The organism is Massilia polaris (assembly GCF_012927275.1).
Classification (GTDB): Bacteria; Pseudomonadota; Gammaproteobacteria; order Burkholderiales; family Burkholderiaceae_D; genus Telluria_A; species Telluria_A polaris.
The window spans coordinates 39041-64837 of record NZ_JABBGG010000003.1; the positions used below are offsets into that span (position 1 = coordinate 39041).

Annotated in this window: 19 protein-coding genes; 3 read left to right on the forward strand and 16 right to left on the reverse strand. The window is 64.8% G+C overall.

The window, feature by feature from the left end; translation table 11 throughout:
• Nucleotide 1 precedes the first annotated feature (1 nt).
• The 5 genes from HHL21_RS06495 to kbl all read right to left on the reverse strand — a co-directional run bounded on the left by HHL21_RS06495 (nucleotide 2) and on the right by kbl (nucleotide 6414).
• The gene (locus tag HHL21_RS06495) at nucleotides 2-1234 is read right to left on the reverse strand and encodes a molybdopterin molybdotransferase MoeA (protein ID WP_169464457.1); all 1233 of its coding nucleotides are present in this window, start codon (nucleotides 1232-1234) and stop codon (nucleotides 2-4) included.
• A gap of 2 nt (nucleotides 1235-1236) precedes the next feature.
• Nucleotides 1237-2712, reverse strand: a complete 1476-nt coding sequence (gene thrC, locus HHL21_RS06500; RefSeq protein ID WP_169464458.1) for a threonine synthase — start codon at nucleotides 2710-2712, stop codon at nucleotides 1237-1239.
• A 79-nt stretch (nucleotides 2713-2791) separates the two neighbouring features.
• Complete coding sequence (locus tag HHL21_RS06505; protein WP_169464459.1) at nucleotides 2792-4180, reverse strand: L-serine ammonia-lyase; 1389 nt, start codon at nucleotides 4178-4180, stop codon at nucleotides 2792-2794.
• A gap of 43 nt (nucleotides 4181-4223) precedes the next feature.
• On the reverse strand, nucleotides 4224-5186 hold the full coding sequence (locus tag HHL21_RS06510) for an NAD-dependent epimerase/dehydratase family protein (protein WP_169464460.1): 963 nt from the start codon (nucleotides 5184-5186) through the stop codon (nucleotides 4224-4226).
• A gap of 16 nt (nucleotides 5187-5202) precedes the next feature.
• On the reverse strand, nucleotides 5203-6414 hold the full coding sequence (gene kbl, locus HHL21_RS06515; RefSeq protein ID WP_169464461.1) for a glycine C-acetyltransferase: 1212 nt from the start codon (nucleotides 6412-6414) through the stop codon (nucleotides 5203-5205).
• Between the two features lie 209 nt (nucleotides 6415-6623).
• Between kbl and HHL21_RS06520 the strand changes: the two genes are divergently transcribed.
• Complete coding sequence (locus tag HHL21_RS06520; protein WP_169464462.1) at nucleotides 6624-7199, forward strand: helix-turn-helix domain-containing protein; 576 nt, start codon at nucleotides 6624-6626, stop codon at nucleotides 7197-7199.
• Nucleotides 7200-7337: 138 nt separating this feature from the next.
• On the opposite strand, the gene HHL21_RS06525 is transcribed toward HHL21_RS06520, so the two are convergent.
• The 6 genes from HHL21_RS06525 to HHL21_RS06550 form a co-directional block, all read right to left on the reverse strand.
• Nucleotides 7338-9500, reverse strand: coding sequence for a prolyl oligopeptidase family serine peptidase (locus HHL21_RS06525; RefSeq protein WP_169464463.1), 2163 nt, complete (start codon nucleotides 9498-9500; stop codon nucleotides 7338-7340).
• A 131-nt stretch (nucleotides 9501-9631) separates the two neighbouring features.
• Nucleotides 9632-11026: a tetratricopeptide repeat protein gene (locus HHL21_RS06530; protein WP_169464464.1), complete on the reverse strand. Its 1395-nt coding sequence runs from the start codon at nucleotides 11024-11026 to the stop codon at nucleotides 9632-9634.
• A 238-nt stretch (nucleotides 11027-11264) separates the two neighbouring features.
• Entirely contained in the window at nucleotides 11265-13253 is a 1989-nt protein-coding gene (locus HHL21_RS06535; protein ID WP_169464465.1) for a TonB-dependent receptor, read from the reverse strand.
• An 86-nt stretch (nucleotides 13254-13339) separates the two neighbouring features.
• Nucleotides 13340-13681 carry a DUF2946 family protein gene (locus HHL21_RS06540; RefSeq protein ID WP_169464466.1) on the reverse strand — a complete coding sequence of 114 codons (342 nt, stop codon included), beginning with the start codon at nucleotides 13679-13681 and terminating at the stop codon, nucleotides 13340-13342.
• Between the two features lie 32 nt (nucleotides 13682-13713).
• On the reverse strand, nucleotides 13714-14346 hold the full coding sequence (locus HHL21_RS06545; protein ID WP_169464467.1) for a 3'-5' exonuclease: 633 nt from the start codon (nucleotides 14344-14346) through the stop codon (nucleotides 13714-13716).
• Between the two features lie 3 nt (nucleotides 14347-14349).
• The gene (locus HHL21_RS06550) at nucleotides 14350-15627 is read right to left on the reverse strand and encodes an Hsp70 family protein (protein WP_169464468.1); all 1278 of its coding nucleotides are present in this window, start codon (nucleotides 15625-15627) and stop codon (nucleotides 14350-14352) included.
• Nucleotides 15628-15788: 161 nt separating this feature from the next.
• On the opposite strand from HHL21_RS06550, the gene HHL21_RS06555 reads away from it, so the two are divergent.
• A complete protein-coding gene (locus HHL21_RS06555) occupies nucleotides 15789-17750 on the forward strand; it encodes an Ig-like domain-containing protein (RefSeq protein ID WP_169464469.1) in 1962 nt (653 codons plus the stop codon).
• Between the two features lie 103 nt (nucleotides 17751-17853).
• Nucleotides 17854-18924: a LacI family DNA-binding transcriptional regulator gene (locus tag HHL21_RS06560; protein ID WP_169464470.1), complete on the forward strand. Its 1071-nt coding sequence runs from the start codon at nucleotides 17854-17856 to the stop codon at nucleotides 18922-18924.
• A gap of 28 nt (nucleotides 18925-18952) precedes the next feature.
• Here the strand turns inward: HHL21_RS06560 and HHL21_RS06565 are convergent, their stop codons facing one another.
• The 5 genes from HHL21_RS06565 to HHL21_RS06585 all read right to left on the reverse strand — a co-directional run bounded on the left by HHL21_RS06565 (nucleotide 18953) and on the right by HHL21_RS06585 (nucleotide 25723).
• Nucleotides 18953-20485 carry a CYTH and CHAD domain-containing protein gene (locus HHL21_RS06565; RefSeq protein ID WP_169464471.1) on the reverse strand — a complete coding sequence of 511 codons (1533 nt, stop codon included), beginning with the start codon at nucleotides 20483-20485 and terminating at the stop codon, nucleotides 18953-18955.
• 278 nt (nucleotides 20486-20763) lie between these two features.
• Nucleotides 20764-21897 (reverse strand): 6-phosphofructokinase, encoded by a 1134-nt coding sequence (locus HHL21_RS06570; RefSeq protein WP_169464472.1) that lies wholly within the window; start codon nucleotides 21895-21897, stop codon nucleotides 20764-20766.
• 27 nt (nucleotides 21898-21924) lie between these two features.
• Nucleotides 21925-22311: a CBS domain-containing protein gene (locus HHL21_RS06575; protein ID WP_169464473.1), complete on the reverse strand. Its 387-nt coding sequence runs from the start codon at nucleotides 22309-22311 to the stop codon at nucleotides 21925-21927.
• Nucleotides 22312-22325: 14 nt separating this feature from the next.
• Complete coding sequence (ppsA, locus tag HHL21_RS06580) at nucleotides 22326-24761, reverse strand: phosphoenolpyruvate synthase (protein WP_169464474.1); 2436 nt, start codon at nucleotides 24759-24761, stop codon at nucleotides 22326-22328.
• Complete coding sequence (locus HHL21_RS06585) at nucleotides 24758-25723, reverse strand: DUF5996 family protein (protein WP_169464475.1); 966 nt, start codon at nucleotides 25721-25723, stop codon at nucleotides 24758-24760. Before HHL21_RS06585 ends, ppsA begins: the two co-directional genes overlap by 4 nt.
• Between the last annotated feature and the right edge of the window lie 74 nt (nucleotides 25724-25797).

Genomic DNA, 25797 nt, shown 5'->3' on the forward strand with positions numbered 1-25797 from the left:
CCTAGTGCAGTAATTCGCTGAATGGGACGAAGCGGACGGTATCGCCCGCGGCGATGGCGTTCGACGGCGGATTGTCGATCAGCCCATCGCCCCAGACGGTCGAGGTGAGGACACCTGAACCCTGGTTCGGGAACAGGTCGAGTCCGCCGTTAGTGTTGATCTTCGCGCGCAAGAACTCATTGCGGCGGTCGGCCCTCGGCCAGTTGAAATCGGCGCGCATGCTGAAGGCGCGCGGCGCGACGTCGCCCTGCACGCCTTGCAGGCGCAGGATGAACGGACGCACGAACAGCAAGAACGTGATGAAGCTCGATACCGGATTCCCCGGTAGGCCCAGGAAAAACGCGCTGCCTTCGGCGCGCCGCACTTGGCCGAACGCCAGCGGTTTGCCTGGCTTGACGGCGATCTGCCACATGTTCAGGCGCCCTTCCGCCTCGACTGCCGGCTTGATGTGATCTTCTTCGCCGACCGACACACCGCCAGAGGTGATGATCAGGTCATGTTCGCGCGCCGCGTTGCGCAGCATATCGCGCGTCGCGTCCAGCGTGTCCGGCACGATGCCGAAATCGCTAATCATGCAGCCGAGGTTTTCCAGCAGTGCGCGCAGCGTAAATCGATTCGAGTTGTAGACAGCGCCGGGCGCCAGCGGCTCGCCCGGCATCGCCAGTTCGTCCCCGGTGAAGAAAACGGCTACTTTGAGCTTGCGGAACACGGGCACATTGGCCAGGCCGACCGAGGCCGCGAGTCCCATTTCCTGGCTTCGCAGGCGTGTGCCGGCAGGCAGGATCACCGCACCGGCGGTGATGTCTTCGCCGGCGCGGCGGATCCATTCACCGCTCTTCGGCGCATGGCGAATGATCACCTGGTCGGGCGCCACTGCTTCGCACTGCTCCTGCATCACGACCGCGTCCGCGCCATCGGGAATCATCGCACCGGTAAAGATGCGTGCTGCCTGTCCGGGCGCAAGGAATTGCCCAACGTGGCCAGCCGGTATGCGCTGGCCGACCGCCAGCGTCGCGTCGCCGCGCGCGCAGTCGGCCGATCGAACTGCATAACCGTCCATCTGCGTGTTGTCCGCCGAAGGCACGTTGAGCGTTGAGACCTGGGCGGCGGCGAGCACGCGGCCGTTGGCATCCAGCGTCGCCACCGCTTCGGTTTCGCTAACGGGGCGCGCGGCCTCCATCAGGAAGTCGAGCGCCTCGCTCACCGCGAGCATGGGTTTCGGTGCAGGGTTCATGCTCACAGCCCGGTGTGTTCCGCGATGTAGGCCTTCATTTTCGCTACATCCGGCGGCATGACGATGAATTTCTGCGGCAGCGATTCGATGTCCTCGAAACCCGCCGGGCGTTCCGCGTCCATGCCGACTGCTTCGAGAATGGTCTCGTTGAACTTGGCCGCAAGCGCGGTCTCCAGCACGATCATCGGCACGCCAGCGGCGATATGTTCGCGCGCGACCTTGATGCCGTCGGCGGTGTGGGTATCGATGGTGATGCCGTAGTCGTCGAGCACTTCACGGATCGTGTCCACGCGGTTGGCGTGGTTCGAACTGCCGGAGACAAACCCGTAGTTGGCCACGAGGCGGAACTCGTCGCCGTCGCTGCCCGGCTCGCCGGACAGGTCGAAGCCGCCGTCGGTTTCCACTTTCTGGAACAGCGCGCGCACGCGGTTGGCGTCGCGGCCGACCAGGTCATACACGAAGCGTTCGAAGTTCGACGCCTTCGAGATGTCCATCGACGGGCTGCTGGTGTGGTAGGTCTCGGACGCCTTGCGCACGCGGTACACGCCGGTGCGGAAGAACTCGTCGAGCACATTGTTCTCGTTGGTCGCGACGACCAGTTTGTCGATCGGCAGGCCCATCATGCGGGCGATATGGCCGGCGCAGATGTTCCCGAAATTCCCGGACGGTACGGTGAACGACACCTTTTGCTCGTTGCTGGTCGTGGCAGCCAGGTAGCCGCGGAAGTAATAGACGACTTGCGCGACCACGCGCGCCCAGTTGATCGAATTGACGGTGCCGATCTTCTGGCGCGCCTTGAAATCGAGGTCGTTGGATACTGCCTTGACCATATCCTGGCAATCGTCAAACACGCCTTCGACGGCGACGTTGAAGATGTTCGGGTCCTGGAGGCTGAACATCTGCGCGGTCTGGAACGCGCTCATCTTCTTGTGCGGCGAGAGCATGAACACCCGGATGCCCCTCTTGCCGCGCATCGCGTATTCCGCGGCGCTGCCGGTGTCGCCCGACGTGGCGCCGAAGATGTTCAGCTCCGCGTTGTTCCTGGCCAGCGTGTATTCGAACAGGTTGCCCAGCAACTGCATCGCCATGTCCTTGAAGGCCAGGGTCGGACCGTTCGACAGCGCTTGCAGGACCAGGGTCTTGTCGCCGTCCTGCTCGAGCACGCGCAGTGGCGTAATGTCCTTTGCCGCCTCGCCGTCACGGGCGTTGCGATAGACGTTGGCAGTGTAGGTCTTGGTAGTGAGCGCCTTCAGGTCGGCGTCCGGAATATCGGTCGCGAACTTCTTGAGGATTTCATAGGCCAGGTCGGCGTACGACAGCTTGCGCCACGCATCAAGTTCGCCGCTGGTCACCTGCGGGTATTCCGAAGGAAGATACAGGCCGCCATCCGGGGCGAGGCCGCCCAACAGGATGTCTGAAAACTGCCGGGGGGCTTGCGATGCGGCCGCTGACGCAGCGCGGGTAGACACGTAATGCATAGGTGGGAACGTCCGTTTGGGCTAGCGCTGGATAACAAAGCAATGAAATCGAACGTTTATTATAGCCCGGGAACGACAATCAGCAAGCCGGGTGGTTCACCGTCACGACGTGGATGGCGAGGCCGCCCAGCGACGTTTCCTTGTACTTGTCCTGCATGTCCGCGCCGGTCTGGCGCATCGTTTCGATCACCGAGTCGAGGCTGACGAAGTGTGTTCCGTCGCCCTTCAGCGCAAGCGAGGCCGCGGTAATCGCCTTGATGGCGCCCATGCCATTACGCTCGATGCACGGGATCTGAACCAGCCCGCCGATCGGGTCGCAGGTCATGCCGAGGTGGTGCTCGATGCCGATTTCGGCTGCGTTCTCGACCTGCTCGTTGGTGCCGCCCAGCGCCGCCACCAGGCCGGCAGCAGCCATCGCGCAGGCCACGCCGACTTCGCCCTGACAGCCAACTTCGGCGCCGGAGATCGACGCGTTCTTCTTGCACAGCATGCCGATTGCGGCAGACGTCAGCATGAAATCGCGAATACCTTTGACCGGGTCGCTCGGACGGCAGTCCTCCGCGTAGTAGCGCAGCACGGCCGGGATGATGCCCGCCGCGCCATTGGTAGGCGCGGTGACGACACGCCCGCCGGCCGCATTTTCCTCGTTGACCGCCATCGCATACAGGCTGACGCAGTGGAGCGCGTCGTGCGGCAGGTCGTTGGTGCGGTCGCCGCCCTTGTCTTCGGACTGCTTCCACAAGGTGGCCGCACGGCGCTTCACATTCAGGCCGCCCGGCAGCTGGCCGCCGGTGACGAGACCGTGCGCGATACAGTCGCTCATCACGTGCCAGATCTTGTCGATGCCGGCGTTGAGTTCTTCGTCGCTTATGCGAACGCGCTCGTTCGCACGCAGCATCTGCGGGATCGACAGGCCGGATTCCTGGCCATGGGCGAGCAGCTGCACCATCGTATCGAACGGGAACGGCACCGGCGTCGATGGCGGAGCGTCAGGACTTCCTTCCGCCTCGCCGGCCGCATGGATAAATCCACCGCCGACGGAGTAGAACACCTTTTCAATGACGCTGCCATCGGCCAGCTTGAGCGTAAAGCGCATGCCATTCGGATGCTCGGGCAGGCTGGTCCGCTTGTGGAAGACCAGGTCGGTGGCGCGATTGAACGGCACCTCGTGCGTTCCGAGCAGGCGCAGCTTGCCATCGAGTTCGACTTCGGCCAGCTGGTCTTCGACCGCTTCCGGATCGACATCCTGCGGCGTTTCGCCCATCAGGCCAAGGATCACCGCCTTGTCGGTCGCGTGTCCCACACCGGTGAGGGCCAGCGATCCATACAAGGCCGCTTCGATGCCGACAGCGTTGTCCAGCGAGCCGCATTCGACCAGGAAGCGGCGTGCGGCGACCATCGGTCCCACGGTGTGGGAACTCGACGGCCCTATGCCGATTTTAAACAGGTCGAATACGCTCATGTCCATCAGCTTGTCTCTTTATATTTTGTCGTTTTTTGGGTGAAGCAGCTCAGGCAGCTTTGGTCAGGCCGACGTCGATATTCTCGAGCATGTCGGTGACCATCTGTTCCAGGCCGATGCGGGCTTTCCAGCCCCAATCGCTGGTGGCGCGGCTGTCGTCCAGGCTCTTCGGCCAGGTATCGGCAATCGCCTGGCGGCTGTCCGGTTCGTACGCGACCTTGAACTCGGGGACCGAGCGCGTGATCGCGACGGCCAGTTCGGCCGGATTGAACGACAGGCCAGCCACATTGTACGACGAACGGATCTGCACCTTGTCCGCCGGGGCTTCCATCAGTTCGATGGTAGCGCGGATCGCGTCAGGCATGTAGATCATCGGCAGCGTGGTTTCAGGGCCGAGGAAGCAGTCGTAACGCTCGCCGCGCAGCGCCGCGTGGAAGATCGCGATGGCGTAGTCGGTGGTGCCGCCGCCAGGAGGCGACTTGAAGCTGATGATGCCAGGGTAGCGAATGCTGCGCACGTCGACGCCGTACTTGGTGAAGTAGTACTCGCACAGGCGCTCGCCGGCCAGCTTGCTGATGCCGTAGATCGTGGTGGGGTCCATCACCGTGTACTGCGGCGTATTGACGGCCGGCGTGTTCGGGCCGAAGGCCGCGATCGACGAAGGCCAGAAGATGCGCAGCGGCTTGCCTGCCTCGCCGCGCTCGCGCGCCACTTCGAGGATGTTCAGCAGGCCGTCCATATTCAGGGTCCACGCCTTCAGCGGGGCCCGTTCGCCGGTGGCCGACAGCAGCGCCGCCAGCTGGTAGACCTGGGTGATGCCTTCGTCGGCGACGAATTTCGCCAGGCCTGCCTTGTCAAGCACATCGAGCTGGGTGTAGCGCGCTGCCTTGTACACGTTGGTGGCGCCGATGTCCGATGCGATGACGTTCTGCGCGCCGTGCTGCAGGGCCAGCGCCTCGACCAGTTCACTGCCGATCTGGCCGTTGGCGCCGATGATGAGAATGCGTTCCATGATAATCCTGTTGTTCTTAGTTCTTGAGAATGCCCAGCTCGCGCCCGGCCTGTTCGAATGCCTTGAGTACCGTTTCAAGCTGCTCGCGGGTGTGCGCCGCCGACAGCTGGACGCGCACGCGCGCCTGGCCCATTGGCACCACCGGATAGAAGAAGCCCGACAGCAGCACGCCCAGTTCATACATTCGGGCGGCGAATTTTTGTGCGACCGGCGCTTCGAACAGCATCACCGGGACGACCGGGTGGGTGCCCGGCTTGATGATGAAGCCGATGCGCTCGATCTCGGCGCGGAAGAAGGCGGTGTTCTCGTGCAGGCGGTCGCGCAGTTCGGTCGACTTCGACAGGCGCTCGAGCACCGACAGCGATGCGCCGGCGATCGATGGCGCCAGCGTGTTCGAGAACAGGTAAGGACGCGACTTCTGGCGCAGCGTGTCGACGACTTCCTTGCGCGCCGCGGTAAAGCCGCCCATCGCGCCGCCGAGGGCTTTGCCGAGCGTGCCGGTGATGATGTCGATGCGGCCGATGACGTTGTGGTGCTCGTGGGTGCCGCGGCCGGTCTTGCCCATGAAGCCGGACGCGTGGCATTCGTCGATCATGGTCAGCGCGCCGTACTTGTCGGCCAGGTCGCAGATCTTGTCCAGCTGGGCGATCGTGCCGTCCATCGAGAACACGCCGTCGGTCACGATGACCTTGTGGCGCTTGCCGGCCGCGGTGGCAGCCTGCAGCTGCGCTTCGAGGTCGGCCATGTCGTTGTGCGCGTAGCGGTAGCGGCCCGCTTTGCACAGGCGGATGCCGTCGATGATCGAAGCGTGGTTCAGCGCGTCGGAGATGATCGCATCGTTCTCGTCGAACAACGGCTCGAACACGCCGCCGTTGGCATCGAAAGCCGCTGCGTACAGGATGGTGTCTTCGGTGCCGAGGAAGTCGGACAGCGCTTTTTCAAGCTGCTTATGGACAGTCTGGGTGCCGCAGATGAAGCGCACCGACGACAGGCCGTAGCCATACTTCTCGGTCGCCTCGATCGACGCCTGCTGCGTTTGCAGGTCGCCGGACAGGCCGAGGTAGTTATTCGCGCACATGTTAATCAGCTTGCGGCCGTCTTCGGCCACCACTTCGGCGCCCTGGCGCGATGCGAGCACGCGCTCCGGCTTGTACAGGCCCTGCTCGCGCAGCGTGTCCAGGTTCTGCTGCAGGCCGCTGAAAAACGCGTTTTTGGCTTGATCGCTCATCTTTATCCTCGTCGTGGTGGTGCCGGTTGCTTGACCGACTGTTGCACAATGCTGTACCGTAGTTGCAGATCTTGTACCTGTTCGATCATTTCGTCTTTATCCGATATGTCGAACTCGAATTCAATATAATGGATATTACCCAAGCCCAGTGAAGTTGGCAAGCAACAGTTTGGGTAATCCAATAACTTGCAAATTACATAAGCGTGCTGATGAATACACCCCTGTCGACCAACTCCCCGCCCGAAGTCGGGGCAACCCTGCAGCGGCTGCGCCTTGCGCGCGGCCTGACGCTGGAGGATCTGTCGCGTATCGCGGGCGTATCGAAGTCGATGTTATCGCAGATTGAACGCGAAAAAGCGAATCCGACCATTGCCATCACGTGGCGCCTGGCCAACGCGCTGGGCGTGCCGATCGGGGATTTGCTGGCGTCGGACACGCGCGAAGTCGAGACGATCCGCGTGCTGGACGCACACGAAACCCCCACCCTGCCCGGCGCGCACGCCGGCTACATCCTGCGCATCCTCGGACCGATGGAAATGGCGGGCAAGTATGAGTGGTATGAGCTGACCCTGGCGCCGGGCGGCGAACTGGCGTCGCAGGCGCATGATCCGGGCACCAGCGAGCACCTGACCGTCACGCACGGTTCGGTTGAGGTGGAAGTCGGCACCAGCAAGCGCAAGCTCAAGCTCGGCGGCACCGCGCGCTATCCGGCCGACCAGGACCACATCATTCGCAACACCGGCAAATCCGAAGCCAAGGCGCTGCTGGTAGTAGTCCACCGTTAACATTCAATCGTTTTAAAGCGTTGCAAAACCCATCGGGGTCCGTCCCCGGGGACGGACCCCGACGTTGGGGAAGTTGAGGGTAAGAAAAAAGCGCACGGGCCGGAGCCGCGTGCGCTTTTTCGTTTGGGGTGTCGCTGATTACTGGGCGGCGACTTTCGTCGGTTCGCTCATCTTCAACGCACGCGACAGGAAGCCCCAGCGGTCGGCTACTTCTTCGATCACCTTCGCCGTCGGCTTGCCGGCGCCATGGCCTGCCTTCGTGTCGATGCGGATCAGGATCGGCGCGCCGCCAGCTTGCGCGGCCTGCGCTGCGGCCGCGAACTTGAAGCTGTGCGCTGGTACGACACGGTCGTCGTGGTCAGCCGTCGTGACCATCGTCGCCGGGTAGCAGCTGCCCGATTTCAGGTTGTGCAGCGGCGAGTACTTGACCAGCGCCTTGAACTCGTCCGCATTTTCCGATGAGCCGTAGTCCGAGGTCCAGGCCCAGCCGATCGTGAACTTGTGGAAGCGCAGCATGTCCATCACGCCGACTTGCGGAATGGCCGCGCCGAACAGTTCCGGACGTTGCGTCATCGCCGCGCCAACCAGCAGGCCGCCGTTGCTGCCGCCGCCAATCGCCAGCTTCGATGGCGCGGTGATCTTGTTGGCTACCAGCCATTCAGCCGCGCCGATGAAGTCGTCGAACACGTTCTGCTTTTGCAGCTTGGTGCCCGCGGCGTGCCATTGCTCGCCGTATTCACCGCCGCCGCGCAGGTTGGCAACCACATACACGCCGCCCATTTCCATCCATGCCAGGTTGGCCGGCGAGAAGGTCGGGGTCAGCGAGATGTTGAAGCCGCCGTAGCCGTACAGGTAGGTCGGGTTGCTGCCGTCCATCTTCAGGCCCTTCTTGGACACGATGAACATCGGGACCTTGGTGCCGTCGCGGCTGGTGTAGAACTGCTGACGGGTTTCATACTGGCTTGGGTCGAAGTCGACCTTCGGCTGGCGGAACACCGTGCTCTTGCCGTTCTTCAGGTCGAGGCGGTAGATGGTGGTCGGGTTGGTGAAGCCGGTGAACGCGTAGAAGGTCTCGCTGTCCTTGCGCTTGCCGTTGAAGCCCGATGCCGAGCCGATGCCCGGCAGTGCGATTTCACGCACGGCTTTGCCCTTGAGGTCGAAGACCTTGACCATGCTGCGCGCGTCAGCCAGGTATTCCGTCACGAGCTGGTTGTTGAGCAGGCTGGCGCCCATCAGCGTTTCTTTGGATTCAGGTACGACCTGCTTCCAGTTCGCCTCAAGCGGCTTGCGGACGTCGATGGCGACGATGCGCTTGCGCGGTGCGTTCTTGTCGGTGGCGAAGTACATCACCGATCCGTCGTTGTCGATGAAGTCGTACGATGCTTCGAACTCGTCCACCAGCGCGACGACTTTCGAGTCGGCGCGGCTCAGGTCCTTGTAGAACACGCGGTACTTCGGCGCAGTGCCTTTGGTCGCGGTGATCAAGAGGTACTTGCCGTCGTCGGTGACTACGGCGCGGAAGCCCCATTCCTTCTGGTCAGGACGGTCGTACACCAGCGTGTCGGCGCTCTGCGGCGTGCCGACCTTGTGGTAGTACAGCTTCTGGAAGTAGTTGACGTCGGCCAGCTTGGTGGCTTCCTTCGGCTCGTCGTAGCGGCTGTAGAAGAAGCCTTTGCCGTCCTTGGCCCATGCGGTCGCGGAGAACTTGACCCACTTCAGGTGGTCCGCCAGGTCCTTGCCGGTTTCGATGTCGCGCACTTTCCATTCGGTCCAGTCGGAGCCGGAGGCGGCGGTGCCGTAGGCGAGCAGCTTGCCGTCCCGGCTGACCGCGGCGCCTGCCAGCGCGACGGTACCGTCGGCTGCGAGGGTGTTCGGGTCGAGCAGCACGCGCGGCGTGTCGCTCAGGGCTTTCATGGTGTACAGCACCGACTGCGGTTGCAGGCCGTCGTTGCGGGTGTAGAAGTAGCGGCCGCCTTCCTTGTACGGGACGCTGAAGCGCTCGTAGTTCCACAGCTTGGTCAGGCGCTGGCGGATGTTTTCACGCTCAGGGATCTGGCCGAGGTAGGATTGCGTAACCTTGTTCTGCGCATCGACCCATTCCTTGGTCTCGGCGCTGTTGGCGTCTTCCAGCCAGCGGTACGGGTCGGCGATCGTGGTGCCGTGGTAGTTGTCCTGCTGGTCGACTTTTTTGGTGACCGGGTAGGCGATGGTAACGCCTGCAGGGGCGCACACTTGCGCCATGGCCGGTGCGCCGAGTGTGGCGAGCAAGCCGACGAGAATGGATGCATGTCTCAGTTGCATATGTATGGCATCTTTCGGAAAAGAGTCTTAAGGCTGGGAATTGCCGACACGATGATAGCGCGAAATGCTGCGTCTGGCGACCTCCGGCGTTGCACCGGCGGCAGATGGGATAACGTTGCGATTCCGCGTAATTACACGCCGCGTTCGACCTGGGTGAGGCGGCCGCGCTCCATCACCCAGCGGCGCGACAGGTCGAGCGCCGAACCGATCTCGGCGGGCGTGAGGCGGCGCGCGACGATGCTTTTGTTGGCGCTGGCAGTCTGGTCGCCGGCGTCGGCCGCCAGCAGCATCCACATGTACTGGCGCACCGCGTCGCGCGCGACCCCGCGCCCGCTGCCGTACATGCCGCCGAGGTTGTACTGGGCCAGCGCGTGGCCCTGCTCGGCTGCCTGGCCGTACCAGAACACGGCCATGTGGTCGTCCTGCGGTACGCCCTGGCCGTTGGCGTACATGACCCCGAGGTTGTTCTGCGCGCTGGGATCGCCCTGCTCGGCGGCGATGCGGTACCACTGGGCGGCCTGCACTTCGTCCCTGGTCACGCCCTGCCCCGTCGCGTAGATGACGCCGAGGTTGAACTGGGCGTTCGGCGCGCCCTGTTCGGCGGCGCGGCGGTACCACTCGAGCGCCTTGTTCTCGTCGCGCCCGGTGCCGCGGCCGGTGGCGTACATGCTGCCGAGGTTGTACTGGGCCATCATGTGGCCGTGCTCTGCCGCGCGCTGGTACCAGGCCAGCGCGCGCGCTTCGTCGCGCTCGACGCCCTGGCCGCTTGCCAGCATCGTGCCCAGTTTGTATTGGGATTCCTTGTCGCCCTGGTCGCCGGCGCGTTGCAGCCAGGCGCAGGCGCGCAGCGGGTCGGCGCGCACGCCGAGTCCGTCGGCATAGGCCAGGCCCAGTTCGCGCTGGGCACCCGCGTTGCCTTGCGCGGCGGCCTGGCGAAACCAGCACACGGCCTGCGCCGCGCTGGCCTCCACGCCCAGTCCGCGCTTGTACATCATGCCGAGGTGGAGCTGGGCGATGGCGTCGCCCTGCACGGCGGCCTTGCGGAACCAGGCCATGGCGAGCGGGTAATTGACGGCGGCGCCGCGGCCGTACAGGTAGCACTCGGCCAGCAGGCTTTGCGCGCTGGCGACGCCCTGCTCCGCGGCGCGGTAGAACCAGGCCAGCGCGAGTTCGTGGCTTTGCTCGACGCCACGCCCTTTTTTGTACATCTGGCCGAGATTTTGCTGGGCGGAGGCGTCGCCCTGCTCGGCTGCGTGGCGGAACCAGTAGACGGCCTCGGCATCGCTTTTTTGCACGCCGCGGCCGTTGTAGTACAGCGCGCCGAGGTGGTTCTGGGCGAATGCCAGTCCCTGCAGCGCGGCCTGGCGCAGCCAGCGGAAGGCGCGCGCGTAGTCGCGCTCGATGCCGTCGCCCTTCTTGTACATCAATCCGAGGTTGAACTGCGCATACGCATTTCCAGCCTCGGCCGCGTGCCTGAACCAGACGTAAGTTTGATAGTTCTCGCGGGAGATATTCTGGCGGTTCATTCGCATCCTCCGGCTCGCGGGCCGTGAACTTGCAGGATTGGGCGGCGGCGGGCGCCAGGCAATACAGATAATTATTGATAAAATCTTAATTCGGGAAGGATGCGCCGGTTTGACTGCGCACAAGCGTGCTCTCGGCGTGGCGCGCTATGGCGGCGTAAAAAAACCCCGGAATGATCTCTCACAACGGGGTTGATTGCGGCAGGAAACGCGTATGCGCGATTCCTGCCGTCGCGGGCGCTTAGAAGCGGGTGCGCACGCCGAACACGAAATTGCGGCCAGGGAGCGGCGAGACGTCCTTCAGCAGCGAGGTCGACAGGCGGATATCCTCGTCCAGCAGGTTCTTCGCGAGCAGGAACCAGGTCAGGTCGTGGCTGCGGTATTTCTGCGTGTACGACAGGTTGGCGCCGAGCTGGGTGTAGGCCGGCGTTGCCGTTTCTTCGACGCTGGCGAGGCGGTCCTGTTCCATCGCGCGCATCAGCGACATGCCGGTGCGCAGCGGACCCTTGCGGTAGCCGAGGTCGAAGCCGACGCGCTTGGCAGGCTGCAGCGGCAGGCTGTCGCCGCGCTCAAGCTTGCCGCGCGAGGTGTCGGCGAAGGCGCGCAGCGACAGGCCCTGGCCGAGCTGGTTGTAGCCGATCTCGGCTTCCGCGCCGCGGATGCGGGCGTCGGCTTGCTCGAAGATGCGTTCGCGCAGCTCTTCACCTTCTTCCTCGACCAGCACGCCGGTGATGTGGCCGAACACGAAGTCCTTGACCTTGTTTTCGAACAGGTTGGCCTTCCAGCGCACCAGACCCGTGGTCTTCTGCACGGTCAGCTCGATGTTGTGCGAGGTTTCCTTCTTGAAGTCCGGATTGCCGATGTCGAAGGTTTCGGTGGCGTGGTGCGGACCTTCCGAATACAGTTCCTCGGTCGCGGGTGCGCGCTGGGCCACCGACAGCGTCATGCCCGCGCTATAGCCGGGCAATACCGGATACATGCCGCCGATCGAATACGAGGCCAGGTCGAAGTCGCGCTTCTGCATGCCGGACGGGCGGCGTTTGACCGATTCCAGGCGCACACCGGCGTTCATGCGCAGCTTGCCGAAGTCGCGCTCCTCGACCAGGAAGCCGGCCACCGAGGTCGAATGGGTGGCCGGCACCGTGGTGTGGTCCTCGTGTTCGCTGAGCGCCGCGAAGTGGGTATTCTCGGTCTGCATGCCGAGCGTGCCGTGCCAGCCGGCCAGCGGCTTGTGCGCCAGTTCCCAGCGCGACTCCAGCGAGCGGTTGGTGAATTTCACTTCCGGTTCGTTGGCCGCGTCCAGTTCGGTGTGCTGGTAATCGGTGTAGCCAAGCTTGAACTTGAAGCTTTCGACGCCGTCAAACGGTGTGTTGACCAGGCTGTCGATGTCGTAGCGCGTCTGCGACTGGTCGATGCGCGCGCCTTCGCCGCTTGGAATGCCGTACAGGCTGTCCAGCAGCGAGAACGAGGCGCCGACATGGCCCCAATCGCCGATCAGCGAGGCGCCGGCGCCGCCGGTTTCCTGGCGGGTAAACGAATCGCTGAGGCGGCCGCGCGGCGAACTGTCGTCGCCAAGGGCGCGTGGGCCGGGAATCTTGTAGTCATGGGCGCGGCGGATGTTGCCGTCGACGTGGAAACCAATCGCGCCAGCCGCCGCATCGATCGAACCCGAGGCATTGCGCGAGTCGTCGACCGTGCCGTAGCGCACTTCGGCCTGGCCTACCGGCTTTTGTTCCAGGTGGGTCGGGATGCGTTCGTTGACCACATTCACCAGGCCGCCGATCGCGCCCGATCCGTACAGCAGCGCAGCCGGGCCGCGCAGGATTTCGATCTGGCGCGCCACCGCGCCTTCGGCGGCGACCGCGTGGTCGTTCGACAGGCCGGACACGTCGGAGACGGCCATGCCGTTTTCCAGCATCTTGACGCGCGAACCTTCCAGGCCGCGGATGATCGGGCGCGATGCGCCGGGGCCGAAGCCGGAGGCGGATACGCCCAGCTCCTGCGACAGCGTTTCGCCGAGCGAGCCGCCGACCTTGTCGCGCAGTTCGTCGCCGGACAGGATCTTTGCCGGCGTCAGGATCTGGTCGCCTTCGGCGGCGCGGAACGGGGTGGCGGTAACGACCACTTTCGGAATGGCCGCGTCAGTGCCCTGCGGCGCGGACTGGGCGTGGGACAGCGTGGACAATGCGGACAGGACCGCAGCGGCGGCCAGCTTACGTTGGAATTTCATTGATAACCTCAAGCGAAACAATATGACAGGCAAGCGCCAGGCGGGCCGCAGGCGGCCGCAAGGAGCGAATTCATTCGTAGGTGCTGTCAGGCTTGGGGCGGTGCGCGGGGATTGAAGCCGCAGACGACACGCGCGCAATGGCCGCCGCGGTCGGTGGAGATGAAGGCCGTGGCGGCATTGTCGCCGGCACAGAAGGTGCGAGGTGCCGAGCCCAGCGGCGCGACCAGCTGCGCCAGCGCCAGGCAATGGTCGCAGGTCTGGTCCTGTGCGACGGCGGATGACAGGCCGCTGTCGTCGTATGCGTGCTGTTCCGCGTTGGCGCTGTGCAGCGTGCCGGTCCAGTGCGACAAGGCATGCGCGAACGCCATCTGCTGCGACAGCAGCAGCAACAGCGATAGCAGGATGCGATTGAAAACGTGGCGGCTCATGATTGCCGACATTGTAATGCGATCCCGGCCACTCAGGGAACCGTATTTTCCTGCGCGTATTTATGCAGGTAGGCGGGAACCTTGGCGGCGGCAAGCTTGTTAAGCGACACCAGCAGCTGCGGTTCGACCGACGGCAGACGGTAGGTCGCGCCGAGGTGGCTGCCGATATGGCTCAGCACTTCGGCCGCGACTTCGGCATCCGACTCGGCCCGGTGGGCGGCGCTGCGGAAGCGGATCCCGAGCTGGCCCGACAGCTGGCCAAGCTTATAGCTCGGCATGCCCGGGAAGATACGGCGCGACAGCTTCAGCGAACAGACCAGGCCGGCATGGGCCGTGGCGAGGCCGAGCCGTTCGCTCTCGGCGTTGAGGAACTTTTCGTCGAAGCTGGCGTTGTGGGCCGACAGCATGTCGCTGCCGATGAAATCGAGCAACTCCGGGATGACGCGCGCCACCGGCGGCGCATGGTCGACCATGTCCTGGCTGATCCCGGTCAGCGCGGTGATAAACGACGGAATGCGCGCGCCGCAATTGATCAGGGACACGTAACGCTCGGTCACCCTGCCGCCGACGATGCGCAGCGCCGCCACCTCGGTCACCCGGTCGCCCATGGCCGGCGACAGCCCGGTGGTCTCGAAGTCGATCATGACGATCGGTTTTTGTATCATCGCTTATCCAAATTTACGTACTGCATCCAGTGCCAGCCCGGCGCCGATACTGCCGAACAGGTCGCCTTCGACCTTGCGGGCTTTCGGCAACAGCGCGCCGAGCCGCTGGCGCAGCATCGGTACGCCGCTCGAGCCGCCGGTGAAGAACACGGTGTCGACCGCGTCCGCCCCGACGCCGGCCTCGGCCAGCATCTTCGTGACGGCCTGCTCGCAAGACAATACCAGATGTCCGGTCGCAGCCTCGAAACGGTCGCGCTGCAAGGTCAGCAAGTCCGGCGGCGACAGGCGGTCGAGGTCGAGCGTGGCGGTGGCGGCGTCGGACAGTGCGATCTTGCCCTCCTCCATTTTCATCGCCAGCCAGTGGCCGGAGCGGTCTTCGATCAGGTTCTGCAGCCGGACCAGCTTGGCGGGCTCCTGGGCGTCGCGCACCAGGTCCTCGAGCTGGGCCGCGGCCTTGCGCGTGTACGCCTGGTTGATCGTGTGCCAGGTTGCAAGGTTGAAATAATAGCTGGACGGGATTTCGCTGTTGTTCCTGAGCAGGGTCTTGTAGCCGAGCAGCGGCATCGCCGCGTCCAGGCTCAGGTACTTGTCGAAGTCGGTGCCGCCGATGTGGACGCCGCCGGTGGCGAGGATATCGTCGCGGCGGTCGGCCTTCAGGGCGCGCTGGGGCGACAGCCGCACCAGCGAGAAGTCCGAAGTGCCGCCGCCAATGTCGGCGATCAGCACCAGCTCTTCCTGGCTGATGTGCGATTCGTAGTCGAACGCGGCGGCAATCGGCTCGTACTGGAACGCGACGTGCTGGAAGCCGACCGAGCGGGCCACTTCAGCCAGCGTGTCTTCGGCCAGCTGGTCGGCGGCCGCGTTGTCATCGATGAAATACACGGGGCGGCCGAACACGGCGGAAGTGAATTCGCGGCCGGCGGCCGTCTCGGCGCGGCGCTTGACCTCGCCGATGAACTGGGCCAGCAGCATGCGGAACGGCAGCGAGCGCCCCGCCACCTCGGTTTGCCCGTCAATCAGGCTGGTGCCGAGCAGGCTCTTGAGCGATCGCATCAGGCGGCCTTCATAGCCGGCCAGGTAGCCCGCCAGCGCAGCGCGGCCGTAGCTGACCTCTTCGTCCTCGGCATTGAAGAACACCACCGACGGCAGCGTTGGCTTGCCATCTTCCAGGGTCAGCAGCGCCGACGCCAGTCCGCCAGGCGGCTGCATGCCCGGACGCGACCCGATCCAGCCGACGGTGGAGTTGGAGGTGCCGAAGTCGACTCCGCAAGCAATTGCCATGTGACCCTTCCTGTTCAAGAGGGGCGGTATGTTACCAGATTTGTTGCGCGGCGCCCCAGCCATTTTGCCGCCCGGCGCGAACGTTGCTGCTGATCAAAAAGTTTCCACGCTTAAAAAGCTACGCTTCCAGACTGGTAGCCACCATTGAACAGGGGAACATCGTGAGGACACTTCATTGCAGCGCCTGGATCCTGCTCGCCGGACTCGTGCTCGCTGGTTGCGGCGGAGGCAGCGCCGGCGGCCCGAATACTTGCTCCCTTACCAATCCCGGCGGTTGCGGCGGCAGCGCCCAGCCAGGCCCGGCACCGGCAACCCCGCCCGCGCCCGACCCGGCCGCCAGGGCCGCCTCGGTCAGCCTGGTCTTCAGCAACAGCGAACTGGGCTCGGCCGGGTTGGCGGATGACGAGGTCACCGTCACGGCGCTGGTCAAGAGCACCGACAACACGGCGGTCGCGGAGGCGCCGATTTCGTTTTCGGCAGATTCCGGCTTCTTGGCGGTGGGCGCCCCCAGGACCGACCGCAGCGGCAAGGCCGGCGCGGTGCTTGGCACCGGCGGCTCGCGCCTGAACCGGCCGATCAGGATCAGCGCCAGGGTTGGCGCCCGCACCGCCTCCGCCGTGATCCACGTGGTCGGCACCCGCCTGACCATGGCCGGCCCGAGCCAGGTGAACCTGGGCGAGTCGGCCGACCTGGTGGCGACGCTGGTCGATTCGGCCAACCGTCCGATCAGCGGTGAAACAGTCAGTGCCAGCGTCAAGAACGGCAACGTGCTGGCCACGCTCAGCACCATCAGCGACAGCCAGGGCGAGGTCCGCATGAAACTGCAGGGTTCGCAGCGCGGCGACGAACAGGTGACCGTGTCGGCACTGGGCGCCAGCGCGGCCAAGCCGGTGACGGTGTCCGGCAGCGAGCTGGTGCTGCTGCCCGCGGTCACCGTTGGTGCCAGCGGCGTCGAGATGCTCAAGGAAATCATGGTGGACAGCTGCTCACCGGTCGACGGCCGTTACATGACTGCGCAGACCGGCACCGTGACCCTGACCACGTCGCGCGGCACGCTGTTCCGCGACGCCGCCTGCACGCAGGCGCTGGCCGGGTCGCTGTCGATCGCCAACGGCAGCGTGCCGCGTACTTATATCCGGTCCGCCAGCGCCGGGGTCAGCACGGTCGACGCGGTCATTGCCGGGGGACCCGCGGCGTCGACCCGGCTCGAATTCGTCGCGCCGCTGGCCGCGAGCGCCAGGCTGAACCTGCAGGCCGACCTCGCCGTCCTCGGCAGCGGCGAACGCAGCAACCTGATCGCCGTGGTGCGCGACGGCACGCCTGCCAACAACCTGGTCAAGGGCGCGCTGGTCCAGTTCTCGATCCTGGCCGACCCGAGCGGCGGCAACCTGGTCTCGCCATTTTCCGCCGTCAGCGGCAGCGACGGCGTGGCGCGCGGCTGGTTCGTGGCCGGCCCGGCCGATGGCGGCAAGGATGGCACCGTGCTGCAGGCGCGCCTTGCCGCGCTGCCCGGCGCCACGGCATCGACCGCCCTGACGGTCAACAGGAAGGCTTTGTCGATCCAGTTCGGCACCGGCAATTCGCTGTTCGAATATTCGCCGACCGTCCTGCAGAAGGAATTCTCGGTGTTCGTATCGGACAGCGCCGGCAGCCCCGTGAAGGATGTCGCGATCTCGGTCGCCGCCTGGCCCACCATGTACCGCAAGGGGCGCTATGCCTGGCAATCGTTCACCCCGCCATTGCTGGAGCCGGGCATGTGGGTACAGTTCGCTCCGATCACTCCCTGCGACAACGAGGACGTGGCGCGGCGCGGCCTGTATGACCGGGCCTTCGACCGCAACGGCAACGGCGTGCTGGAGCCGGGCATCCCCCTGTCGGTCGTCAGCGGCGGCAGGACCGACGCCTTCGGCATGACCACGGTGTCGCTGCGCTACCCGCGCGACCGCGCCAACTGGGTGCGCGTCGAGCTGACTGTCTCCGGCACGGTGGCGGGGACCGAATCGCGCGCCCGCAATGCGCTCTGGCTGCCGGCCCTGGCCGATGACCTGGCCAGGTACACCGTCAGCCCTCCGGGCGAGATCAGCCCGTATGGCGAGTCGGCCTCGTGCGCCAGCAGCCTGTGAGGCTGGACGGGTTCCGTCATTACGGGATTATGTTGCCATACGGCAATGCGGTGCGCTACACTTGGCCACCCGTTGTTCGGGATGACCCCTCAGCCTGCCCGCAATGACCAACTCGACGCCGCAACTCAGCCATACCATTGCCGACATCAAGGCCATCATCCAGCGCGAATCGCGGCGGGTGACGTCCTACGATGTCGCGATCCTGGCCGGGGTGTCGCAGTCGGCGGTATCGCGCTGCTTCAAACCCGGCGCGAGCGTGTCGAAAGCGACCTACGCGCGCGTCATGCAGGCGGCCCAGGACCTCGATTACACTCCCAACGCCGCCGCACGCAGCCTGATCACGCGGCGCAGCAACCTGGTCGCCGTGATCGTCGCCGGCGCCGTTTCCCAGCATTACTCCGATGTCCTCTCCGAGCTCAGCCGGCAGTTCAGCGTGCGCGGCATGCACATCATCCTGTTCAACCTGCCGTCCGAGAGCGCGATGGAGCGCACCCTGGCCGAGGTATGGCAGCACCAGGTCGACGGCGCCGTGGTCGCCGCACGCCTGTCGGGCGAACAGGCGGCCGAGTTTGAACGCCGGCGCATCCCGATCGTGCTGTTCAACCGTAGCCTGGCGGACCGCGCGGTCAGCGCGGTGGTCTGCAACCAGGAAGAAGCGGCGCGCGCGATGGTCACCCGGCTCGCGGCGGCCGGCCACCAGCGCTTCGCCATGATCGACGGGCCCGGACATTCGCCCATCGCACAGCAGCGCAAGCGCGGGGTCGCGCGGCGGCTGGAAGAACTGGGCCTGCCGGCGCCGCTGGTGGTCGCCGGCGCGTTCGACTACGCCAGCGGGGCGCGCGGCCTGCGCGACATCATCGACCGCCTCGGCGGCGTGCCCGACGTCATCGTCTGCGGCAACGACCTGATGGCGATCGGCTGCCTCGACAGCGCGCGCCATGATTTCAACATCGACGTGCCGGGCCGCCTGTCGGTGACCGGTTTCGACGGCATCGCCGCTGCCAGCTGGATCAGCTACAACCTGACCACGATGCGCCAGCCGCTGCATTCCATGGCGCACGCGGCGGCCGAGATGCTGGTCGGACTGGTATCCGGCACCGGCGGCGCCCACGAGCGGCGCACCTACTCGGCGACCTTCGTCGGCGGCGGCACGGCCCGGCTCGGTCCGGCCTGATGGCGCCACCGCGCGCAACCAGGCGCGGCTAGCGCGGCAGCTTGACGGCGGTGAAGCGCTTCCATAATTTGCGGGCTTTGCCGCCGCTGCCTGCAGCACGTTCGGCAAGCGCTGCCCGGACGGGCGCGATCGCGCCGGCCAGGTCGTGGCGTGCGTTTTCCATCTGCCCGAGCAGGCCCTCGCCCACGGTGGCATCATGGACCTTGCCCAGCTCATCCTGCAATGCGCCTAACGCCCTGACGTAGCGACGGACCTGCTTGCCGCGGTACAGCGAGGCGAAGAATTCGCTCGCGTAGCGCGCCTTTTTGGCGGCGATACGGGCACGGTGCAGGGTCTCCGGCGTGGGCGCGGACAGCGCGCGGCCGCGTTTCTTCATCCGCTTGTGGGCGCGCCGCAATACCTTGCTGGCGAACCCGGCCACGGGTGCGTCGAGGCGGCTCTTGCCCCTGCCGGTGCCCGGTTCGCGCCAGCCGTTGCCGAACATCCAGCGCCCGAGCGACAGCATCAACTTGGTGTAGCGCGGCGAATTGACGGCGGCGGCGGCGCTCAGGTGCGCGTCGCGGCCGCTGTCGAGCGCCGCGTGCGTCACGTCCAGCAGCGGTCCGGCAGCGGGAATGTGCTTCGCCAGCAAGGGCAAGGTGGAACCGGCCAGCACGTCCCAGTCGCGCGCATTGCCCAGCTCATGCGCGAGCCAGTCGACGTCCTGCCCTATCTCGGCGGGCAATTGCACGACATCCTTGAACACATCCAGCGCGGACCGCAGGCGGCGCAGGCCGACACGCATCTGGTGCAGGCTTTCGCCGTTGTAATCGTGGACGACGCCGGCCGCGTTGGCCTGGATTTGCGCGAGGCAATTGGCCGCGATGGCTTTGAACGCCTGCTCCACATTGCTGCCCTTTGCCAGCAGGACGGGCAGGTTGGCGGTCGCCATGCGCGGATGCGGCCGGCACAGCGAATAGCCGCGTTCAACCTTGCTCATCGTGCCGATATGCATGGGTAGGCGCTCATGCAAGGCCAGCGCAAGGTCGAACAGGTGGATGGCGTTGCCGGACTTCAGTTCGAGTTCGATCTCGCTGACGGGCACCGCTTCGTCGCCGCACTCGAGCTTGCCGATGTCGAGCGCGAACTCGACCCGGTCGCCGTCGGGCAGGCGCAGGTCCCACAGGCTGCGCGTGACCTGGCTCTGGAAGATGGGCACCAGCCGGCTTTCGGTAGCCGGCGCGCGCAGCAGCTTGCTCCATGGCGCCTTGCGGTCGACCATCGCGCGTAGCGCTGGAAGGTCGGGCTCGGCACCCGGCACCTTCGACTCCCATTCGTAACGCCGGTGCAGGCCGGCACTGGCGTCGCCACCGGCCTTCAGCGTCTGGATGAACTCGTCGCCGACCCGGCGCACGCGCAGGCCCGCGCCGGCTTGTTTGAGCTGCTGGCGCGCAGTGTCGAAATACGTGTCTGACATCTGCAGCTCGCGCGCCGGCCCCGCCGCATATTGCCGCAGCAAGGGAAGCTCACGCAAGGTGGCCGTGTCTTGCGGCCGGACCAGCAACTTCAGTTCGATTTCCATGAGGGGCCCTGGTGGACGTGCCCAGCCATTTTATAGCGACGCGCCGAACAACTGCGCCACGCTCAAGCGGGGTTGCTTTCCATGAAGATGGCGGCGTTCGGCACGACCAGCGCGTCGCCGAGATTGAGCAACCTTTCGCGTCAGGGCGCGAAAGGTTGCGGCACAAAACCGCGCAGCCAGGGCAAAATCTCATTCATTTTTCAGCACCTACAACAAAGCAACCTGAAAATGCATGACGACGTGATGCTTTATGGAAGCACTGGAATGGTGCGAATGTGTCAATCTGGTGGACCGCTTTGGCCTGTGTCGCCAAAGCTGATGCCGAGCTCGCGCGCGGTGGCGACGGTGTCGCCATCGACCGGCACGCGCTTGCTGCGACCGACGACGTCGGCCAGCGCGACGAGATTGATCCCCGGATAGCCGAGCGCCACCATGACCCCGCCATGGCCATCGGCCAGGGCACGGACGGCGGCCGCGCCGAAGCGCGACGCGCACACGCGGTCGAAGGCGGACGGACTGCCGCCACGCAGCAGGTGGCCGAGCACCAGCGAGCGGCATTCCTTGCCGGTGCGCTCTTCGAGCAGCGCCGCCACGCGCGCGCCGATACCGCCGAGCCGCTCCGCGTGCCCGCCGGCCGCCGGCGCGAGCAAAGCGCGCTCGCCGCCAAGCTGTTGCGCACCCTCCGCCACCACGACAATCGCATGGCGCCTGCCCGCTCCATCACGTACCAGGATGGCATCGGCGACCCGATCGATATCGAAGGGAATTTCCGGAATCAGGATCGCATGGGCGCCACCCGCCATTCCGGCATGCAGCGCGATCCAGCCTGCGTAACGGCCCATCACCTCAACCACCATCACGCGGTGATGGCTTTGCGCGGTGCTGTGCAGCCGGTCGATGCACTCGGTGGCGAAACCGACTGCCGTGTCGAAGCCGAAGGTCGAGAAAGTGCGGTCAAGGTCATTGTCGATCGTCTTCGGCACGCCAACGACGCGCAATCCCTTCTGGTAAAGCTGATTGGCGATGCCCATGGAGCCGTCGCCGCCGACGATCACCAGCGCTTCGAAGCGCTGCTGCCTGCACAGGTCGACCACTTCGCCGGAGCGGTCACGCTCGCTCATTGATCCGTCGGCGCCGCGAACGGGAAAGCGAAGCGGGTTGCCGCGGTTGGTGCTGCCAAGGATCGTGCCGCCGAGATGCGCGATGCCGTGCACGTCATCAGCGGTCAGCCGCTGTACCGGCTGCCCCATGCAGAGATCGGGCGAAAGCAAGCCATTGAAACCATCGCGGATGCCGTAGCACTCCCAGCCCAGCCTTTCGGCCGACAGCACGACAGCGCGGATCACCGCATTTAATCCGGGGGCGTCGCCGCCGCCCGTCAGCAATCCGATTCGCGTTACCCGCTTATCCATGCGCGCTCCTGTCGCGAAACCTTCCCGTCATGCCGGCTTGATGAACGCCTTTACGAAGTCGAATGACGTCACCACGCCGACCACCGTCTCCTTGCTCATCACTACAACGTGGTGCTCCTGCCGTTCGACCATTAAACGCGCAAGTTCGCTGATGGGGGCATCGGCATTCACCTCCAGCGGTTTGTACAAACAGATTTCCCACGCACGCACCGCCGCCGGATCGCGTTTGGCGGACTTAAACTGGATAATGTCGGCTGCGCTGATCACGCCCAACAGCGCGCCCTTCGGCGAATCGATCACCGGAACGAACGACAAGCCGTTTTCGGACAGTTGTGCGCTGACCGATTCGATGGTGTCGTCGGCCCTGGCGGTTACCACCGGCGTCGACATCAGGAATGACACAGGCTGCTCCATGTTCTCCTCCATGGCTAAGCTGCCTTGGTTCGGCGCGGGGCGATACCGAGCTTGCTTTCGGCATCGAGCACTTCGCGTATCGTCTTGATCATCGAATCCGGATTCAGGCTGATCGAGTCGATGCCGTTCTCCACCAGGAAGCGCGCAACCTCCGGATAATCGGACGGCGCTTGCCCGCATATGCCGACGTGCCGGCCATTTCGCCTGCCGCCCTCGATCGTCATGCGGATCATTTCGAGCACGCCCGGGTCGCGCTCATCGAAATCGAACGCGACGATTTCCGAATCGCGATCCACGCCGAGCACCAGCTGGGTCAGGTCGTTGGAACCGATTGAGAATCCGTCAAACAGCTTGGCGAACGCATCGATCTGGATGACGTTATTCGGAATCTCGCACATGACGTAGACCTCCAGGCCGTTGGCGCCGCGCGCCAAGCCATGTTCCGCCATCGCGCGGAGAACATCCCCGGCTTCCTTGATTCTTCGGCAAAATGGCATCATCAGCCTGACGTTGGTGAGGCCCATCTCTTCGCGAACCCGTTTCATCGCGCGGCATTCAAGCGCAAAACCCTCGGCATAGGCCGGATGCGAATAGCGCGCAGCGCCGCGAAAACCGAGCATCGGGTTTTCTTCCTTCGGCTCGAACCAGGCGCCGCCAAGCAGGCTCGCATATTCATTCGTTTTAAAGTCGGACATGCGCACGATGACCGGTTTCGGAAAGAATGCCGCGGCAATCGTCCCGACGCCTTCGGCAAGCTGCTGGACAAAATAATCGCCCGGGGCGGCGAATCCCCGGCCGAGCGCCTCTACCTGCTCGCGAATGGCCGGGTCGTCTATCTTCTCCGGGTGCACCAAGGCCATCGGATGCACCTTGATGTATTCGGCGACGATAAACTCCATCCGTGCCAGCCCTACCCCGTCGTTCGGCAAAAAGCAGGTCTTGAACGCCGTTTCCGGGTTGCCGACATTGACCATCATATGGGTTGCCGGCATTGGCAGTGCCGACAGGTCGATTGTCGTTTTCGTGAATGGAACCCGGCCCGCGTAGACGCGCCCGACATCGCCTTCCGCGCAGGAGACGGTGATCTGGTCGCCGGTCTTTATCTTTTCCGTGGCGGTTCCGCTGCCAACGATCGCCGGCACGCCAATCTCGCGTGCGACTATGGCCGCGTGGCAGGTCCGGCCGCCGCGGTTCGTGACAACCGCCGCCGCCGTTTTCATCACCGTCCCCCAGTCGGGCATCGTGGTATCGGCCACGAGTATTTCGCCAGTCTGGAACTGGTTGAGCTGGTTGACGTCGGCGATGACACGCGCCATTCCGGCCGCCACTTTGGTGCCTACGGCGCGTCCGGACACCACCGCCTCGCCGCTGCGTTCCAGCCGGTATTCATCCAGCGTGGCAGCCGATTTTTGCGACGCCACCGTTTCGGGCCGTGCCTGGACGACATACAACAGCCCATCGACGCCATCCTTCGCCCATTCCACATCCATCGGCACCGGATGGCCTGCCTTTTCGCTGTAATGCTCTTCGATACGCATCGCCGCTTCAGCCAGTTGAACGACCTCCTCGTCGGCCAGGCAGAAGCGCTCACGGTCCGCCTGCGGCGTCGGCTCGTTGCGCGTCGTATCGCCGGCCGCGTCGCCCGAGTACACCATTTTAATTTCCTTGCTTCCCAGCGTGCGGCGCAGTACCGTTCGGCTACCGCTGCGACAGGTCGGCTTGAACACGTAGAACTCGTCCGGATCCAGCGTGCCCTGCACGACGTTTTCACCGAGGCCGTAAGCCCCGGTGACGAACACCACATCGCGGAAACCTGTCTCCGTGTCGAGCGAAAATGTGACGCCGCTGCACGCGAGATCCGAGCGCACCATTTTCATGATGCCGACCGAGAGGAAAACCTTGAAATGATCGAAACCGTTTTCAATCCGGTAAATGATGGCCCGGTCCTTGAACAGGCTGGCGAAACAACGGCGCACGCTGTCGAGCAGTCGATCTTCTCCCGAGATATTGAGATAGGTCTCATGCTGTCCCGCGAAGCTGGCGGTCGGCAGGTCTTCGGCGGTGGCCGAACTGCGCACGGCGACCGTGAGGTCGTCGCCGTATTCCCGTCTCAGCTCGCGGTACGCCTGAAGCACCTGGTCGGCGAGTTCCACCGGCAGTGGCGCGCTGTAGACAAGTTCCCGCGCACTCTGTGCCCGGCGCGCGAGATCATCGACATCCGCCGGATCGAGGCCTTCCAGCGCGTAGTGCAGGCGCGGCCACGCGCCGGCCCGGTCCAGCGTGGCCCTGTAGGCCTCCGCGGTAATCGCGAAGCCGTTGGGCACGCGCACGCCCTGCTGCGTGAGCTGGCGGTACATTTCCCCGAGCGACGCGTTCTTTCCGCCGACCAGCGGCACGTCGGCGATGCCAAGACCGGAAAACCAACGGATGTAGCCGGCACGCTCGCTCATGTGCCCGCCCGCTTATGTTGGGGCCCCTGGTATTCGAGCTCAGCGCGCCGCCACTTTCCGAGATCGGCCGCGGCCTCGTAGGTGCCCTGGAAGAAGTCGAGCAGCAGGTCATCGGGCTGTGCCGCCTCGCGCACGGCATCGTAGGGCAGGATGAACTCGCCAAAGGCTTCGTTGTACGTTGCTGTGGCCGGGGGCGGCTGTGCGGTGTTGAAACCGGCGGGTTGCGGATGCGCATACGCGTAGAAGATCGGCATCGGCAGCGCGTCGCCGCCGGGCCAGAAGCCGCAGCTGTACACCTCATGCGAATACGCATCGCGCGTGACCCAGTCGGGACAGTTCGGTATGCCGCCCGGATGCTGAGGCGCCCGGGCGCCGGAAAAGCGCGTAACGGCCAGGTCGAAACTGCCCCAGAAGAAATGTACTGGGCTGCACTTGCCGACGAAGCGCGTGCGGAATTCCTTCATCACGCGATCGGCTTGCAGCAGCGCGCGCCAGAACCGGTTCGCCGCCGCAGCATCGTAGGACGCATGCCGGTCGTCCTGGTCAAACGGGATGGCGTCGGCGATTTCGTTCGGCCTCGGCCCGATCTGGATAGTCAATCCGAGGCCGGACAGGCAGGCGAAGAATTCCCGATAGAAGCTCGCCACCGAGCGTGGCTGCAAGCCCATCGCTTTCGCCAGGCCGTCGCTGGTGCTGATGCGCAGCAGGTGGTCGATGAAGTCGAACTCGACGTCGAAGGCACGCGAACCGTAGGGAATTGGCGAGGTCGTCAGGCCGCGCGCGGTGAGGTAGAACGGAACGTGCCAGGAATGGTTGAGCCAGGGCGTCCGGACAAGCCGGACCTTGCCGACGATCTGTGTCCACAAGTGGAGTGTGGCGCAGGTCTCCTTCCAATCATGGAACGGCAATCCCGGCCATGCTGAGTTATCGGGTTTGGCGCCCGCAGACGCTGAGAGTGGCATCGACCCTCCTGCTCGTTGATACGTCGTTTAATTATGCGCTTGCCGCAGGATGTTGGACAGCACATCGCGCGATT